The following is a 16,351-nucleotide window of genomic DNA, read 5'->3' on the forward strand; positions in this document are numbered from 1 at the left end:
TTCAATATAGGAGTGCTCTGAAAAACAAATAAACCATGCCTATTGTTTACAACAAATCGAGCCCAGTAACCTTACTGCTTCTACGCGTTCTTTTGATGCATAACCGAGCGTATCGTCAATAGGAGTGCTCCTAAAACCCACCACAACTAGCAACGCACTTATTGTAATGACCGATACTCCAAGTTGCGCTCATCGCAATAAATTAGCCCACATGAACACCACCGACAAGTTCAGCCCACTGTTTGAGTAAACTGTCGAGCTGACCCGCAATCGCCCCAGCGGGCCAGTTCACGTCATCACTCAATAGTTGTTCGATTACTTCAACTTGAGTGGTGACGCCTGCCCATCTGACGGCCAACGCCACGTCGCGCAATCGATGCAGTGCATGCAACGCCCGGCCGCGATTACGCAGAGCGACTGCCTCAAGCAGGCTGCCGAGGTTTTTGCGCAACTGCGCATGCTCCTCCTCCCCATCAAGCGCCTGCTCAGGCAGCGCTTGTACCTCAGGTTGCAGGGACACGCCACACCAGAGTTCAATCATCTGTTGCAGCTTGACCTGGCTGACGGGCTGGCTCAGTAAGGCATCCATTCCGGCATCAAAACAACGCTCGAGGTGATCGTTATCGGCCAGCTGCGACATGCCAACAATCGGACAGTACTGCCGCTGCTGTTCGTGCTCCGACTCACGAACAGCGCCGGCCAGCCTGTAACCATCGCCATCAGGAAAATCACAGTTTATCAACACCATATCGACCCTGTGCTCGCCGAAAAAGGCCAACCCCTGGGCGGCATCAACCGCCAGCAAGGCCCCACAACCAAGGCTATGGAGTTGCGTCACCAAGCCTTGCTGGTTGGCCGATGAGCCATCCACCACCAGCACCTTCAACCCATTGCCGAGCACTGCAATATCCGCTGGCGCCTCTTCCGTTTCGCCGCTTCCCGGGAGCGCCACCCACTCGACAGGCAATCTGACCTCCACCTGGGTGCCGACGCCCACTGTGCTCGTAAGCATCAATTTACCGCGCATCAACCTCACCAGCCGCCGGCAAATAACCAGCCCCAGACCGGTGCCACCAGTACGTTTGTAAGAAAGCCTGGCTTGGGCGTAAGGCCGAAAGAGCGAGAGCCGCGCCTGCTCCGACAAACCAACACCACTGTCGATGACCCGAATTTGCACATGCGTCCGGTCCCCCGAGCGCCCCTCAAGCCTCTGCAATTGCACCGCTACCTGCCCGCTATCGGTGAACTTGATGGCGTTGGAAATCAGATTGCGCAAGACCTGCGCCAAGCGCAGTTCGTCCAACAACATGGGGGTGGCGAATCGCTCGCCGGTTAACGTCAGCTCCAGGCCCTTTTGCACCGCATAAGGCCGGTGATCATCCACCACGTGTTGAGCCAATGCCCAGAGGTCCACCGGACCCGGGCTGAGTTGAAACTGCCCGGCCTCCATCTTGGAGATGTCCAGCACATCGTCCACCAACTGCAGCAAGGTGTTGGCGCCGCTATTGGCAAGGTCCGCGAAGTGGCGCTGTTGTTCATCAAGGGGGGTGTGCTCCAACAACTCAACAGCCGCCAGCACTGCGTTCATGGGCGAGCGGATTTCGTGGCTCATGACCGCAAGATACATCGCTTTTTCCTGCTCGCGCTGCACGGCTTGACGGCGCTGTACTTGACCTTGCCAGACCAGCGTTATCAGCAGCAGAACAACGGACACCAGTAACCACAGTTCACCTTCGTAGTGCTCAAAGATAGCCGTGACAGAGGGGATATCCAGGTTCATGTCGGCGAACCAGGCGTCATAGATATCCTTGCGCTCATCCGCTGTGACGGAAGCCAGAGCCTTCTCCAAAATTGACAGCAGGATTACGTCGGTGTCACGCACTGCCATGCTCACGCCGGTGTGCAACTGCGGTACCACGCCGGAAATCTGCAGCACGCCCTGGTATTGGCGAGAAAGGTATGGAATGAGCAGCCACTCCGAAGCGATGGCTGCATCGGCGCGACCGTCCTTGACCATCGCCATCATGTCCACAGCGTTCTGGGCAGAGATGATCGTGATGCCTGGGGCCTTTTCGCTCAGGAACGCGGAATACACTTCACGGCCCAGCATCACCAGTCGCTTGCCGGCGAGATGCTCCACGTCAGGGAACGGCTGATCGCCAAACCGACTCACGAGAATGGTTGAGCTGGTGTTGTAGGGCTGGGTGTAAAGCATTCCACGATCCTGGGCAGGGTCGTCAGACCTGCGTCGGGTGGACAATATATCTACTTCACCGCTGATCAGCATGTCCTTGCGGGCGCTGCGGGTGGTGGTGTTCACAGCCTTGAAAAGCAGGCCCGTGCGCACCGTGATCAATTGCAGGTACTTGGCTGATAGCCCCCGCAGTTGGTCATGGCTGATGTACTCGAACGGCAGTAGGTTTTCAAAGACCCCGACACGCAGTACCGGATTGGCCGCGATCCAATCCAACTCCTGCTGCGTCAATACCATCGGCGCTGGGCCGGTGTCAGCGCCCGCCCAAACGAGCTGGCTCAGCAGGACCAGCGCGAGTAGCAACCGCCGCCACCTGGCGCTCACAGTCGCGCCATCCGATGGGCGCGTGCCGCCGGCAGTACATCAAGCTGCGTATCACCGCTCAAGGCTTGCCAGTGCTGAACGAGTGCCTGCAACGATTGCGCGTAGGCAGGGTTGTCCCAGCTCTCCTCCCCCCGCAGTAGTCGTTCTATGTGCTCTGCCGATTCGCCCAGGGCCGACCACTCCATAATTAATGCCACCCCGCGCAAGCGGTGGGCCACGTGCAGCGCAGAAGGACGATCACACAGCGCCAAGGCTTTGATCAGGCTCCCCAGATCAGCGGCCATTTCCCGGTTTATCTCGACTTGATCCAGCGCAGGGGCCATCAAACTCGCACTGGGCGCTGCCAGCGTGACGCCACACCAGCGCTCAATGACCTCGCTCAGTTGCCCAAGGCCTATGGGCTTGCTCAACACCCCATCCATCCCGGCATCGCGGCAGCGCTGCAGGTGCTGCTCACCGGTCAAGGCGGAGATGGCAATGATCGGGCAACGTGTTCGGCCCAACTGCAATTCGAATACCCGTAGCTCACGCACCAGGCTGTAACCATCCTGATCCGGTAGATCACAGTCCATCAAGATCAGATCGTAAGCGCTCTCCCCAAACACCGCCCTGGCTGTGGCGGCATCGCCAGCCACCACAGGCCGACAACCGAAACCGCTGATCTGCGCCCGCAAGACCTCCTGGTTGGCCAGGGTGTCTTCCACAACCAGAATCTGCAGGCCGCCGTCGGCCACCGGTGCTGATGCCGCTTCCGCCTCCAGCGGCGCCAAAGGCTCAGGTGCAATCGTCGCGGGCAAGCTGATCGTGACGGTAGTACCAATGCCCTGCTCACTACGGAACATCAATTGGCCCTCCATCAAACTGACCAACTGCTGGCAGATCACAAGGCCCAAGCCAGTCCCGCCTACCCGCCTTTGACCCTGGCTGGCTTGAGCGTAAGGCCGGAACAGCTTCGCCAGTACGGCTTGCGAAACACCGACCCCGGTATCGCGAACCTCAATCTGCAACTGCTGAACGTCAACCGACGAGGCGTCCAAGCGCACCTTGATGTCGACACCGCCGGTATCGGTGAACTTGATGGCGTTGGAAAGCAGGTTGTGGAAAATCTGCGTCAGGCGTGAACTGTCAAGTAATAACAAGGGCAACTGAGCCTGGATATCTAGCGTCAGGCTCAAGCGCTTTTCCCGCGCGCGCAAACGATGCAAGCCGACCACGCCCTCCCCCAGCGCGGTGACGTCGGTCGGCTCGATAGCAAGTCGTAATGGCTGGGCGCTCGGATCTGGCGCGTGCAGCACATCATCCAGCAGGCGTACCAGCGCATTGGCACCGCTGTTGGCCAGGTGAGCCAAGTGGCGTTGCTGCTGGTTAAGCCGGGTGTGCCACAACAACTCCATCGCCGCCAACACCGCATTCATCGGCGAGCGAATTTCATGGCTCATGACCGCCAGGAACATGGCCTTTTCCTGCTCGTTGCGCAACGCTCGGCGTCGCTGGCCGTGGCCGCGATAGACCAACACGCATAAGCTGGCAAATGCGAGGGCAGCCAGAATCAGCACATGCAAGTAATGTGTGGCGATAATCGGCAGCGTGGGCGCGTCCACGTCTAGGTCGCGATACCACTGCTCATAGATGGCCTTGCGCTGCTCGGCAGTGATCGAGTCAAGGACTTTTTCAAGAATGGATATCAACACTGTCTGATCGGCGCGAGCCGCCAGGCTCACATCCAGCACCTGACTCCCGACCACGCCCGAGGTCTCCAGAACACCATTGAAACGTCGATACAGATACGGCATCAGGAAGGTTTCGGTGGCGACCACCGCGTCGGCGCTGCCCTCCTCGAGCCGATTCAGCATCTCCAGGGCCGACGTGCTTTTGATCAGGTTGGCCCGAACCGAGCGCTCCCTGAACATTGCCTCGTAGTGTTCCACATCGGGAATCATCACGGTCTTGCCCTGCAACTGATCGATGTCGAAAATATCCGGGGAATCGACATGCGTCACAATGATGGGCGAGGTGGTGTGGTATACAAGCGTTCTCAGCGCTGCATTCCTCGGCTGCGCAATGAAGCGCAAGTAAGAGGACAGCATGTCTACTTGGCCGTCCAGCAGCATTTGCTCGCGTATGGCCATACTTTTACCCGGCACATACGTGAATTGAAGCCCTGTGGCGGCCGTCACAAATTGCAGGTACTGCCTGGACCGGCCATACAGTGTCCCGTCTTTCATGTACTCGAAAGGTACGAGGTCCTCAACCACACCCACCCGTAACACCGGGTGCGACGCTATCCACTGTCGCTCCTCAGGGCTCAACTCAAACGGACCGGCCTGGATGAAGGGAATCGCTCCCATCAGCAACCACAGCAAGAGCCCCCTGTACACGAGCTGCTTCATCGCAGACCGATGATTTTATTGAGTTTGAACAGCTCGTTGTTTGACGTTACCCCCAGTTTGCGAAATGCCGAGGTCTTCTGGGTACTGATGGTCTTGATACTGCGATTGAACTTCTCAGCGATTTCACTCACGGTCATGCCCGTCAGATAGCAACGAATGACTTCCTGCTCACGACTGGTCAACTCCGCCTGTACTAAAGCGCCTGGCGCCTCGCTGACGTCCTTGCGAACAACGCTGGTAACCGTTTCCGCCAGCCGATAGGTCATATCGGTACTGACATACACCGCTCCCGACGCAACTTTACGAATGGCTTTGACCAGCTGGGTCATATCCTCACCCTTGCCGACAAAGCCCCGAGCACCGACGCGCATGGCCAAGCTGACGGTCGCGGGATCATGGTGCGCGGACAATACAAGGATATGGCATTGCGGGAACTTGACCCGCAAGGCGCGGATCAGTGACACACCGTCCAACTCCTCGGGACTCAGGGAGAAATCCAGAAGCAGTAGATCCGCAGGGGCCTCGGACAGGCCACGGAGAAGGTCACGGCTTCGCTCATAAATACCCACCACTTCAAAGCCCGCCTCGGCGGCCAGCGTGTTGGCAAGCCCGTGCCGAACAACAGCATGATCATCCAATAATGCAATACGTATAGGTTTCATCGCGATCAAACCCACTCTGTCCAGTGCACACAGCACTGTTGAACTAAAGGGACTGCCCATCGATACCGCTCCCGACACGTAGATGAGTATATGCAACAACGCGCAAATTACACGCCGCGCTCCTCATGCGACACTCGACAACAACGCCCGTCCGACCTCAGACGCCTTCAATAATGTGCTTGAGCCGAAACAATTCATTGTTCGAGGTCACCCCCAACTTGCGAAAAGCAGAGGCTTTTTGAGTACTGATCGTTTTGATGCTTCGACTGAACTTCCCGGCAATGTCAGTGATTGTCATGCCCGCCAGAAAACATCTGATCACCTCCTGCTCCCGGGCAGACAAGCTGACAAAGCGCAGCGCATCACCCCGGATCTTTTCTTTACTATCAGAATTGACGGCAGTCGCCTCAGCGACTCGGTAAGCCATGTCCGGGCTCAGGTAGACCGCCCCTGATGCGACTAAACGCACAGCGTCGATCAACTGACCCATACCCTCTCCCTTGCCGAGAAACCCCCTGGCACCGACACGCAGTGCCAGTATTACCGTGGCCACATCATGGTGGGTGGAAAACACAAGAATGCGGCATTTCGGAAACTTCACCCGCAAGGCCCGAATCAACAACACACCGTCCAGTTCGTGCGGCCCGAGAACAAAATCCAGCAGTAATACGTCGGCGGGATCGGCCAAAAGTCCGGCCATCAGATCCCGACTGCTGGAATAGACGCCGACCACTTCAAAGTCAGACTCCAGTGCCAGTCGGCTAACCAACCCATGTCGCACGATTGCGTGATCATCCAGCAAGGCAATTTGTAAGCGTTTCATAGATCACAAGACACTCTGTATAACGAGCAAAAAGATGAGTAACACCGTTTACTCATCATTAGTAAGTTGTCGCCATTTCAGACGAAACCACGACATCATCTACATTCGCGACACTGAAAACCGAACAAAAAACAAAAATCATTAACGTCCGGAGTGCGCAGGCGCACTAAAAGCTATTGCTCAAGCTTTCAGAAAAAATTACGACGATGAGTTGATATTCACAACCATCAATAGAATGAAAACCCACGACCCAATCAGTATCAAACTGCGGTGGGTTTTATAGCAGACACGCTAATATGAACGCGTGGAAATGGGTATCGGAAAACTCTTAAAAGCCGTCAGCCAGAAAGCAAAACAACACCCTGATTGATGGCGATTGACATACATTGGTTGTCGACAACCTTTGAAGCGAGAGGCACTGTTTACTGATTCTTCTCCCTCTGAACAACAAAGTCCAAAAACACATCAAGTTCCATAGGCCTCGCCAACGCGTAGCCCTGCCCTACCCGACAGCCCAAGCGGTGTAACAACGGGATAGTGGATTCATCCTCGATCCCCTCAGCCACCAGGTTCAAGTCGAGAAGGCCTGCCCAGTTGACGATGCCTTCGATAACCTTGCGTGATGACGAGTGCTGTTCAACGCCACGGACAAATGCCCCATCGATTTTCATCTCGTCAAAAGAAAGGTTCGCTAACAGGTGCAAGGTCGCTGCTCCCGTACCGAAGTCATCCAGTGAAACCTTGAAACCCTTGGCTCGAATAGCCGTCAACGAGGCAGAAAGGCAAAGTTCGTCCGGCTCAGGCACGTCCTCGGTAAGTTCGATTTTCAGCAGCCGACTCGGCAGTTGCGCCTGCTGCATCCTCGCAGCCAGGCGATCTGCGAAATCGGGCGTACAAATGGTCTTTGCCGACGCATTCACTGCGATGGGAATCTGGATATTTTCGCGTTTCAACGCGAGCATGACTCTCAGGGTCCACATTTCGACAAGACTGAATAACAACAGATCCAAACCTAGTCGATTCACCAGCGGAATCAGCACTGAGGGCGGTATCTCCCCAAAGCGCGGATGATTCCATCGCACTAACGCTTCGGCCCCCACCACACGCCGACTCAACAACTCAAATTGCGGTTGAAACATAAAACGCAACCCCTCACCCGTTGTGAGGGCATTGATCACCTCATCTTCAGCGAGAGAGTCGAACGTACGCATTTGCAACTTGGCATCCGGTTGCGCGCGGGTCAGCAATACGGTTCGCAAGGCATCCCCCAAGTCCTGGGTTGCGCCTTCATGCAAAATCTCCACGAAAACCCCCGCCGCTCTGGCCAACCGAGCATGAGACTCCAGCGCACCGATGGTGATCCCGCCAAGGTATTTGATCCAAAGTTGACTGGCTGGCGTTTTGCGGGAGATCGTACGCCCTCCGTCGACGATTCGTATCGGAGCATTCAAGGTGGTTTTCCCGGTCCAGAAGATGCACGGAAGCTGCTCTAGCGTTCCGGCTTCAAGCAACTTTTTGAGCAGGCTCGGTAACATGAGGCCATCACAGCACTCAGGGCGAATTTCGCAGAAGATGACATCGACTGGAAGCTCACACAACAAGGATTGTATTGCGCTTAGAGACTCGACATTGGCCAGAGGTGTAACCCCCATGTCGCACAATGCAGAGGTCAGCCGATATATGCCTTGAGCGTCAGTTACCAACGTGATGACGCGTAACATGCTGAACTCGTTGGGCGCTGCGGCATTCAAATTCATGGTAGAAAATTCCCGATAATGTTTCAGGAAAAAAGCTTATCAGCACCAAAAAAGAAACAAATAGGATTGGGACTAAAATCATACGGGGGCAATCCAGCTCATCCGCAATTATCCTACTCGCCAGCTGTATCGGTCGCCGTCACGGCAAGTAGATGTGCGATAGAACCAGCCGCTTTGCGCCGGTCACGCCGCGGCCATATAGGGCGCCGTGCAGGAAAGCTTCGCCCAAAGACAAAGTCAGCACGCTGAGGAGCAGGATCATGAGTTACGTGATCGGAGTTGATCGGCACACAAAGCAGCAAGGCGTTGTTGATGTCCACCTAAGGCGCCATCGTTGCCCGGACCTTGGTGAACTACAAAGTCGAGCAACCGCTACCCCTTTGGCGCAGCAGTGGCCGGACGTTTGGCTTGAGGCCGTGTACGCGTCAGTCGCGGCGGCGGTCGCGCAGGGCCAGGTGCCGGTCACATAGCGCTTGTTGTCGTTGTCGTTATGGCCGTAGCTCAAGCTGCCTGATAGATATGTGGCGGGAGCTGAAGTGCTTATGGGTGTGAAAGTGAAAACGGGTTAGAGCCGCGGAGCCAGCGCCTCACTCAAATGCAACATCTCGCGCTCAAGCGTATCAACAGCCACTCGAACAGCTGTTTCTTCCTGCATTTCGCAGGCTGATTCCAACCGTTCACAAGCGTTGAGCAAAGCTTGATACCTGACCATCTTTGCCCCCCCCATAACCCGGTGGGCCAGGGTAGCCAGGCCCTTGAGGTCATTGGCCCGCACGAGCTGTCCCAACTCATGGCGATCATCATGGTTACTGATGGCTAGCTTAGCCAGCAGTCGAGTGACCGCCGCCTGGTCTCCCCTGGCCATTTGCTCGATGCCGGAGAAGTCAATCTTCGAAGCCCGCAAAGGAGTGTCGGCGACCAAGGAAATATCAGATGCCAGGTCGGCGACGGCCCCCAGGCGACTGCTCAGATCCATCAGACTCAATGGTTTGAACAGGCAGTCATCCATCCCTGCTTCCAAACAGCTCACCTTGGCCGAGGGCTGTGCGTTGGCGGTAAAGCCATAAATTCGACAAGGTGCGATCCCGCCAATACGTTCTTCATGCCGAATCATGCGTGCCAGGTCACCGCCCGCCATGACCGGCATGCTGATATCAGTAATCACCACATCAAAGTGCGCACGGCGCCAAGCCGACAAGCCCAGCGCGCCGTCTTCCGCGTCTACCACCCGATGGCCCAGGAACTCCAGTTGTTGACGCAACAGTTCACGGTTCGCAGCATAATCATCGACCACCAGAATGCTCAGTGACGTTATCAGCTTGTGGTCTTCAGTAATGGGCAACCCGGGCTGCACGGGGGGGCGCAGAATCGGCAGCGTCAACATCACCTTGACCAAGGTTCCTGCACCCAAGACGCTACTCAACTCCAAGCTGCCGCCCATCATTTCACACAGATTGCGGCTGATCATCAGGCCCAGCCCTGAGCCACTGCGCCCTGATTGCGGGTTATTACTGGCTTGAGTGAAGGGGCTGAAGAGCTTGTGCTGATCTTCGGTGCTGATGCCAATCCCGGTATCCTCGACCCGTATCGACAACACCAGGCGCCCTTCATCCGTCGCAGGCAACACCTGGATATTAAGCATCACCGAGCCTTCGAGGGTGAACTTCAGTGCATTACTCACCAAGTTTGACAGTACTTGCTTGAACCGAAGCGCGTCCAATAACACATAGTGGTCTGCCGCCGGATCAAAATGAAGGCTTAAGTGCACGCCTTTCAGGCGCGCCCCTCCTGAAAACATGCGCATCACCGAGCCCACTACTTCTTGCAAAAAGACCCCGGACGGCGTCAATGACAACTGTCCCGATTCAATACGAACCACATCAAGAATGTCGCCGACCAAGTTGTGAAGCTCCTTGGCGGCTCCTGCGGCTATCTCCATGGGTGTACGGTCTACCGTGTTTGCCGAAGACTTTTTAAGCATCAACTCCAGCATCCCGATAACCGCGTTCATGGGCGTTCGAATTTCATGGCTCATGATCGCCAGAAAAGTAGTCTTGGCACGGTTGGCTATTTCCGCCTCATCCTTGGCGGCTTGCAATTGATTGACCAGATGCTGGCGCTCACTGATGTCGATCCAGCCGGATATAACGCCCGCAATCCGGTCATCGCTGCCACGATAGGGAAACACCCAGTGATATATGGTCAGTGCTCGGCCATCGGCGAAATAGATTGTCCGGTCGGATGTCCAGGTTTGTCCATGCGCCATGACTTGCTGATAGACGTTTTCAATGTCCGCAGCTTTTTCGGGCTCCAGCAAATGGACTTCAGTGAGACGCTTGCCTACCACAGCGTCACGGCTGATGTTGAATGCCTTCAGGTAGCCGGCGTTGCAGATCAACAGGCGCCCTACCCGATCGCGCACATAAATCGGATGGGGGATGCCGTCGATCAGTACGCGCAGGAATTGCACCTGCTCGCTCAACGCCTGTTCGGCCTGCTTGCGCTTGCGCACCATTTGACCCAGATAGCCCGCCCAACCCAATATGATGACTAGAGTCAGCACACCGGCAATGATTATCCGGTTAAACGACTCGCGGTGCTGCACCCGGTAACTCTCGCCGATGACCAGAGCACCGCGCCAGCGGCTAGCCAATTCGTCCATCTCTTCGGGTGAAATACCTAGCAGCGCTTTGTTCAAAATCGACAATAACTCCGGAGAGTCACGGCGTGTTGCAAACGCCGTCTGGGACCAAACGTTGTCGACTGTCCCAGCGACCCGCAGTTGCGTCTTGTAATGTTGGGCGATCTGGTAGTCCACGTTCGTCATGGCACCAATCGCGGCATCGACCTTACCGGATCTGAGCAATGCCAAAGCGATTGGAATGCTTTGCGTGACGACCTGCTGGACATCCGGAAAATACAGGTGCACAAACTCGCTCTGAGCATTGCCTTGGATAACCGCCAGCTTCTTGCCCTTCAGATCGGCCAATGAGTTTATGTTTTTTTCAGCATTACGAATGACGAGCACCACAGGCTCTATCAGATAGGGTCGGGTAAACATCAAGGCTTCTTCGCGCTCGATACTTTTGGTAATAGCCGCGAGGAAATCGGCTTCACCGCTCTTGACCAGCTCCGCCAGGCCATCGACCGTATCGGCATAAACAAGGTCAAACCTCAGCCCCGTGCGCTGGGCTACCTTGGCCAGGACATCGGCGCTGATCCCACGGTAAACATGGCGCACGTCCTGGAAGGAGATGGGTATGCCATTCAAACTGGCGGCTACTTTCATCCGTGGATGCTTCGCCAGCCAGAGACGCTCACTGTGACTGAGGCTGTGGGAAAGGAAGTATTGCCTTAGCAAGCCCTCGGCACCGGCGCTCCAACGGCGCAGGATAACCAGACGCTCAGCCAGTGGAATGGACTCCAGAGCGCGGTTGACAATGTTGTGCAAGCGCCAGTTTTGGGACGACATGACGAACGAAAAATGCTGGCCATGCCTGATCGCCAAAGGGGCCAGTTGCAACTCATTCAGGTAGCCTTTGTTAAGCCAGTAGCTGGCGGTGATTGCCTCCCCCACGTACACATCGGCGCGGTCGAACGCCACCGCCCCTATTGCAGTCTGCACCGACGGATACATCTGAATGCTTGCGTTGGGGTATAGCGACTCAAGCTCCTGGCGCGTCCAGTAAAACTCGGCGGCGGAAATGTGCTTGCCCGAAAGGTCGGAACGGCTCAAGGCTTCGACGTCTTCACGGCTCACCAACACCTGTCCGTTGTCGGCATAGGGGCGCGAATGTGTCAGCGAGGCATCCCCCTCCTCCGTGTCACGACCCGTAGCCAACAGGTCGACTTGCCCTTGGGTGAGTGCGGCTACCGCCTCTTCCCGAGAGGCAAACAGACGCACGTCAACCCGAACACTCAACAGTTCGCCTAACAAGGCCGCATAGTCTGCGATCAGTCCCTCATATTCGCCGCTGTCGGTGTTCAGTTCGAATGGCGCTGTGCCCTGGACTGTTACCCCTAACACCAGTTGAGGATTTTCCCTGAGCCACTGCCAATCTTCGCCAGACAAACTCACTTGGTAGCCATGCACCACGGAACGGCCCAGCAGGAAAAGTGACCGGGGGCTATTGCAGGCCTGGGTTTTCCAGCAAAGGCAGGACATCAGCAAACAGCCGAGCACAATGATCATACGAACAGATGCGTTCATTCAGATAAGTGCATTTCGTTTGGCGAAGTCTGCCAAGCCTACTTGCGAGGTCAGTTTGAGTTTGTTTAACAAACGTTTTTTGTAGGCGCTGATGTTCTTGTTGCTTAACAGCATGATCTCGCTGATTTGCAGATTGCTCATACCCCTGGCCAGTTGCTGCAGGACCACCAATTCACGGTTTGACAATGTACCGATCAGGTGCTCGTCGGAGGCGTCCAAGTCACTGCGACGAACCGAATCGGTTTCCTGACTGGGGAATACCGTATAACCGGACATGACGGTCGTCAGCGCTTTGCGCAACTTTTGCAGCTCATCCACTTTACAGATGTAACCGTCGGCACCCATGCTTCGGCAGCGCGACGCATAGAACGCCGGCAGTTGGGAAGTGAGCACCAGAATCTTGCTGGGCAATTTCAACGCTTTGATACGACTGATAACTTCCAGGCCATCGAGTTTTGGAATGCCAATGTCCAGCACGATTAAATCCGGTTGATGCTGGCGAGCCAGTTGTACGGCGTCTGCACCATTGTCCGCTTGAGCCACCATATCAAACCGTTCTTGCGACAACACCATCTCCACGGCTGCGCGTATAAACGGGTGATCATCTACCACCAAGGCTGTATACATCCGTACTCCTACGACACTTAGTTCGATACAGGTATTGAAAGATTTACACGGATAAAAACGCATCATTCGTGGAGATACCCTCGGTGTAGCGCATCCGTGCAGACTCGACATTCTGGGTTTGGCAGGTGCGCGAGACCGCGCTAATGCTGCCGCTGAAAGTTGATCGAAGATAGGGAGGCGGGCTCCATCCTGAACAATAAATCACTCGTAGACCGGGAACAAATTACCGAACGCCCCACGCAACTCGCTTCCCGTTGTAGCTCACTGTCTTTCGATACCGAAAACGTTAATACACACTGCCGCTAGCGCTGATGCCCCCAGCGGATTTGCGATTGCCGCGTAATTCCCTTGACCCGCGCATACTACTGGCCGCGAGGGACGTGCGGCAGCCAAGGGTGGATACGACTCGTGGTAGCAACTGGATTGGAACTATCGACTTTACTGACGATTCCGTTAATCGCATCGAACTGTTGTAAGTGTGAAGTTTGAATATCCACCATACGAAAGACTCCTGTTTTCCAGCACTAATGATCTGGCCTTTACCGAAATTTTCCTATAGGAGCGCTCTGAAAAATGAATCGCACTGCTATGCTCTCACGACGCATACCCCGCTCAGGATCCGCCGACCCACCGGTTGAACGCAGTGCGCCCCAGCCCTATCTTCTCGTTGATCTGGTCCAACACCGAGATCACCCAGCTGCCTTAGCAGGTTGCGACGTAGAAAATTGAAAAGCACGTTTTTAACGTCACGGGCCACACCTTCAATGCATAGCGATTATGGCATTATGCAAAGAATGGGTAGACTCATTAAAAATGAGTTCGTAATTACGCCCTCTGCGAATTTCAAGATATAATGTTATTAAAAGAGCTTTCTCCACAAAACGGCCAGCGCACAGTTCCATAAACAACATTTCCATGTCGGGAAATATTGTTGCATGGCATAGTTATCGACGATCAAATGCGACTAAACATGTATGAACGCTGCTCAATTGATCTTATTGAGAAACTCCAGCCAATTTTGATATTGGCGTTCGATGCAACTCATCCACAACAGTGAGCAAAAAAATACGCATGACGCATGCCAGCAATTGGGTATCCGGAAGATTAACTATCGTGGCGCTCACCTTCGGCAGCCAGATAGGCACCGAAGTTATTGGCGCCGTCAACTCATTGAGCGGTCTCCAACGCAATCCGCCAGTAGCCGGCAAGCTCAGTTTTGCTCTATGTCCAGACCGTGCGCAGAACAGTTGACGACGATCAGGGTGCACAACGACCGAGTCGACCTATCCGGCGTGTACCTTCATATGGCCAGGGAGTCCTGCGAGGGAGCAGGACAATAGCGTCTGGCGGTCGAGCTTGCGGACATGTCCGATTTCGAGCACCTCGAACGTCGGGCTCTCTCCACTCAAGCCGTAACGCTTGAGCATCGAATGAAGTCGTGAAAGCAGCTGTGGGCGGCTTAGCTGCTCAGGAAGGATGTTGAGTGAAAGATTGAATCGATACTCCTAGTCTTGCAGGAGCCGCAGCAGAATCGCACTTTCATGAAGCAGCTGAAACAACGGATCATCAAGTATTCCATACGCCGTCAGGCGTGACAGGAAGTGCGACAAAGGCAATACTCCCAGTACGGAATGCTGCATCAACGCTGTGCTGCCTAATTCGAGTTTCGGCTGGACGTAAGGTTTCAACCGGCCATTGCCCAGACCGTGCTGCAGCTCTTGTTCAGTAGGTGACAGGGTCATAATCCTCTTGTCCGCGGCCGCAACTACTCATAGCTCAACTTAAAGGTTGCGTCGGCATCTCCCTTCCCCGGCGTCACTGGGCCGGTAGCGCGATACTGACTAAAGAATACCAGCACGGCAGTGCGGCCCCCGTTGGCAGGCGCATCCACTAAGAGGGTTTGCCCAAGTGGCAGGAATGAGCGGTTCTGATCCAAAAGCGCAATCGCGACATTTTTCGCGGAGCCGCTCCCGCTGAGCGCCAGCAGCGTCGGCTCAGTCGGGTTTGCGGTACCGCTAAAGGTGACTGAAACACCCTTCTTCAGACCGCTGCAGTTTTCCAGGTTAATAACAAACCGCGCCGCAGGCATTGTTGGCAATGTACTCGTGGATTGCCGCAACGACCAATTGCCCATATACACATACTGCTCGTCTGAACCGACACTCACTTCACAGCTCGCGGCGACTAACGTTGCGCTCATGATTAAGTTAATCCTGGCCAACTCTGCCTGTGTCACGCTTGAAAAGCCGGACAACAATAGAAGCAACACGCCCAGCTGCCGATTTAATGTTCGCATAGCAGCCTCCTGTTATTCAAAGTCCACCCGAAGATACGCCCGCGAGGTAACGACCCCCTCCGTAGGCGTTCGCCCGGTAACACTGACCGGAAAGGTTTTGATGGTGACGTTAGTACTACCGTTATTGTCTAGGTTAAATGGTATAAGGCTTCTGATATCGTTCGGTGTCAGGTGTTTATCATTCATGTCGGTGACCACGAAGCCGACGTTCGGATTATTCGAGACAATGGCATCGTTGCTGACGTTATCGGCTTGCACACGCATCGTCAGGCTAGCCTGCTGTTGGATATTGCTGCACTGCAGGGCAATGGATCGCGCGATGGGATTAACCCCCTCTGCCTTGGCACCGGCCGTTTTGAAAGCGCCTGTGGAGAGGCTACCAAAATCCACTGTCACTATGTCACCGGCATTGAGCACACAATTTTCAGGGACGGTAATGCTATAGTTCAAATATACTCTCGCATAAATTAAACTTTGAGCGTCACATAGCCCTTGACATCCTGCCCAGGTACCTAACAATAGGTTCTTCCGATAAACGCCTCCTATCATTTTCTGCCTAATTTTAATTGAGCTTTCCCAAGTAGTGTCATCCCAAGTATCATTTACCGGGCCAGGCAGACAGTTTTTGCTTTGCCAAGCTTGCCGATTGAAGGGAGCATAAATATATCCGCACACCTGGCGGAGGCGAACTGCAACGGAGAGATAATCATCCACGGGCTGATAGACCCAGTCAGAAGGGGCGGTGCCGTAAGCTGGCCTGGAACCATTGAAATTTGAGAATGAGGTACTCTGCGCCCCACCCGACAGGCCAGATCGAAAAGAACTCACGTAAAATGCTGACGAACTTTGCGTTTTCCCTGAGGTATTGCTCTGACTGTCCAATGTATTAGTCAGCGTCAAATTAATTGTTTGATTGCAGTTGTTACAATCGGCCATTACCGGAACGCTACTGAGTAATAGCAACAGCCCAATCGCTCTATTTAACATGATGACCACCCAACTCCCCAC

The 16,351-nt window shown here is 54.9% G+C and carries 10 protein-coding genes; all 10 read right to left on the reverse strand.

Annotated elements, in window-relative coordinates:
• Positions 1-202: 202 nt before the first annotated feature.
• Positions 203-2,578 (reverse strand): ATP-binding protein, encoded by a 2,376-nt coding sequence (locus tag OQ460_RS13805; protein ID WP_410018030.1) that lies wholly within the window; start codon positions 2,576-2,578, stop codon positions 203-205.
• Positions 2,575-4,956 carry an ATP-binding protein gene (locus OQ460_RS13810; RefSeq protein WP_410018031.1) on the reverse strand — a complete coding sequence of 794 codons (2,382 nt, stop codon included), beginning with the start codon at positions 4,954-4,956 and terminating at the stop codon, positions 2,575-2,577. The genes OQ460_RS13805 and OQ460_RS13810 overlap by 4 nt, the downstream gene beginning before the upstream one ends.
• 8 nt (positions 4,957-4,964) lie before the next feature.
• Entirely contained in the window at positions 4,965-5,630 is a 666-nt protein-coding gene (locus OQ460_RS13815; RefSeq protein ID WP_410022005.1) for a response regulator, read from the reverse strand.
• 157 nt (positions 5,631-5,787) lie between these two features.
• Complete coding sequence (locus tag OQ460_RS13820; protein WP_410018032.1) at positions 5,788-6,453, reverse strand: response regulator; 666 nt, start codon at positions 6,451-6,453, stop codon at positions 5,788-5,790.
• Between the two features lie 422 nt (positions 6,454-6,875).
• Positions 6,876-8,210: an EAL domain-containing protein gene (locus tag OQ460_RS13825; protein ID WP_410018033.1), complete on the reverse strand. Its 1,335-nt coding sequence runs from the start codon at positions 8,208-8,210 to the stop codon at positions 6,876-6,878.
• Positions 8,211-8,775: 565 nt separating this feature from the next.
• Complete coding sequence (locus OQ460_RS13830) at positions 8,776-12,420, reverse strand: transporter substrate-binding domain-containing protein (RefSeq protein WP_410018034.1); 3,645 nt, start codon at positions 12,418-12,420, stop codon at positions 8,776-8,778.
• Complete coding sequence (locus OQ460_RS13835) at positions 12,421-13,047, reverse strand: response regulator (RefSeq protein ID WP_410022006.1); 627 nt, start codon at positions 13,045-13,047, stop codon at positions 12,421-12,423. It lies immediately after the preceding gene.
• 1,505 nt (positions 13,048-14,552) lie between these two features.
• On the reverse strand, positions 14,553-14,789 hold the full coding sequence (locus OQ460_RS13840; protein ID WP_410018035.1) for a hypothetical protein: 237 nt from the start codon (positions 14,787-14,789) through the stop codon (positions 14,553-14,555).
• A gap of 23 nt (positions 14,790-14,812) precedes the next feature.
• Positions 14,813-15,343 (reverse strand): fimbrial protein, encoded by a 531-nt coding sequence (locus OQ460_RS13845; RefSeq protein WP_410018036.1) that lies wholly within the window; start codon positions 15,341-15,343, stop codon positions 14,813-14,815.
• A gap of 12 nt (positions 15,344-15,355) precedes the next feature.
• A complete protein-coding gene (locus OQ460_RS13850) occupies positions 15,356-16,330 on the reverse strand; it encodes a fimbrial protein (RefSeq protein WP_410022007.1) in 975 nt (324 codons plus the stop codon).
• Positions 16,331-16,351 lie beyond the last annotated feature (21 nt).

Origin of the sequence: Pseudomonas imrae, from assembly GCF_046352735.2 — a bacterium.
Lineage (GTDB): Bacteria > Pseudomonadota > Gammaproteobacteria > Pseudomonadales > Pseudomonadaceae > Aquipseudomonas > Aquipseudomonas imrae.

Bases quoted from the DNA above. Each gene is read 5' to 3' on its own strand.
- OQ460_RS13825 (WP_410018033.1), bottom strand. From the start codon at position 8,210: ATGAATTTGAATGCCGCAGCGCCCAACGAGTTCAGCATGTTACGCGTC.
- OQ460_RS13845 (WP_410018036.1), bottom strand. From the start codon at position 15,343: ATGCGAACATTAAATCGGCAGCTGGGCGTGTTGCTTCTATTGTTGTCC.
- OQ460_RS13830 (WP_410018034.1), bottom strand. From the start codon at position 12,420: ATGAACGCATCTGTTCGTATGATCATTGTGCTCGGCTGTTTGCTGATG.
- OQ460_RS13840 (WP_410018035.1), bottom strand. From the start codon at position 14,789: ATGACCCTGTCACCTACTGAACAAGAGCTGCAGCACGGTCTGGGCAAT.
- OQ460_RS13820 (WP_410018032.1), bottom strand. From the start codon at position 6,453: ATGAAACGCTTACAAATTGCCTTGCTGGATGATCACGCAATCGTGCGA.
- OQ460_RS13815 (WP_410022005.1), bottom strand. From the start codon at position 5,630: ATGAAACCTATACGTATTGCATTATTGGATGATCATGCTGTTGTTCGG.
- OQ460_RS13835 (WP_410022006.1), bottom strand. From the start codon at position 13,047: ATGTATACAGCCTTGGTGGTAGATGATCACCCGTTTATACGCGCAGCC.
- OQ460_RS13850 (WP_410022007.1), bottom strand. From the start codon at position 16,330: ATGTTAAATAGAGCGATTGGGCTGTTGCTATTACTCAGTAGCGTTCCG.